Annotated in this window: 1 protein-coding gene and 1 pseudogene; both read right to left on the bottom strand. The window is 73.2% G+C overall.

The window, feature by feature from the left end; all coding sequences use genetic code 11:
- Positions 1 to 280, bottom strand: a pseudogene (locus FV223_RS28355) (ATP12 family chaperone protein); the annotation flags it as partial.
- Positions 281 to 322: 42 nt separating this feature from the next.
- Positions 323 to 982 (bottom strand): HAD-IA family hydrolase, encoded by a 660-nt coding sequence (locus FV223_RS28350; protein WP_147729967.1) that lies wholly within the window; start codon positions 980 to 982, stop codon positions 323 to 325.
- Positions 983 to 1057: the final 75 nt, after the last annotated feature.

Genomic DNA, 1057 nt, shown 5'->3' with positions numbered 1-1057 from the left:
GCCCTGCGCCGGGCGGTGTCGGCGATCGACGACCCGTTCCGGCTCGCCGCCTTCCACACCCTGACGACCTTGACCGGCTCTCTGCTGATCGCGCTGGCGTGTTGGCCGGGCGTCCGTCCAGCGTCAGGCGGAAGCCGCCCGCGCCCTCCGCGAACCCGGTCTCCTTGTAGAAGCGCTTCGGCAGCACCGGCTTGCCGTGGTCGCGCACCGCCCGCATCGGGTCGGGGCGCGGGGTGTCGGAGGGCTGGCCCAGCCAGTCTTGCGTGACGTCGTCGCTCATGGCTTCGGAGATAGGCGATCGGGTGCGGTTTCGCGAGCCCGATCAGCCGCCGGACCCGTCCCGGAACAGGTCGCCGAGGGCCGAGGCCGTGTCCACGACGGTCACGGCGCCGGCGCCGAACAGGGCGCCGGCGGGATGATAGCCCCAGGCGACGCCGATGGCCGCGGCGCCCGCCGCCACCGCCATCGCCATGTCGTAGCTGGTGTCCCCGACCATCACGGTCGCCGACGGGCCGACGCCCGCCTCCGCCATCGCCTGGAGCAGCATCGCGGGATCGGGCTTTGAGGGCGCGTCGTCGGCGGTCTGGGTGGTGGCGAACCACCCTTCCCAGCCGTTGAAGGCGACGAGGTGGTCGACGCCGCGCCGCGACTTGCCGGTGGCGATGCCGAGCCGCACGTCGTCGCGGGCGTGCAGCCGCGCGATCAGCTCGCCCATGCCGGGAAACAGCGGCTCCTCGTAGTCCGGGTCGAGCCGGAGGGCGTTGAACGCACGCTTGTAGCTCTCGGACAGCTCGGCGACCGGGCCGTCGTCCCCGACGAGGCGCCGGAACGCCTGCGGCAGCGAGAGGCCGACCACGGAGAGCGATTCGGCGCGGCTCGGCGCCGGAAGCCCATTCTCGGCGAACGCCGTGCCCTGCGCGGCGACGATCAGGTGCTGGCTGTCGACCAAGGTGCCGTCGACGTCGAAGACGACGAGCTTCACGTGCCGGGACGGCAGGGCCGCCTCGCATGCGCGCGCGCTCCACGGCGGCAGGCGGCGCCGATTCCTGATCCGGTG

The sequence above is a fragment of the Methylobacterium sp. WL116 genome, assembly GCF_008039455.1.
In the GTDB taxonomy this organism is placed as follows: Bacteria; Pseudomonadota; Alphaproteobacteria; order Rhizobiales; family Beijerinckiaceae; genus Methylobacterium.
This window is presented reverse-complemented; position numbering and strand designations above follow the sequence as displayed.